This is a genomic window from Vibrio sp. 10N.222.52.C3 (assembly GCF_041474195.1).
GTDB lineage: Bacteria > Pseudomonadota > Gammaproteobacteria > Enterobacterales > Vibrionaceae > Vibrio > Vibrio crassostreae_C.
Genome location: NZ_JBFRTQ010000004.1, coordinates 1 through 216, shown reverse-complemented (window position 1 = coordinate 216; position 216 = coordinate 1).

Below are 216 nucleotides of genomic sequence, written 5' to 3'. Positions count from 1 at the left end.
GATTTACCACTACACACTTCCCGTCGAGGCATTGGGCTATTCTATCTATGGCTAGGTTGCCCAAGTTGTAATGGCCTACTATCAGATTTCTGTTCGTCACAACCAAGTTTTGCCATTTGCTTCCTTCAGATTTCACCTCACGGTGAACACCCTTGCATAGGCTAACGGTTCTCGCTCGACTGAGCCCGTAGAGGACTTTCACCTCCTAGATCAACG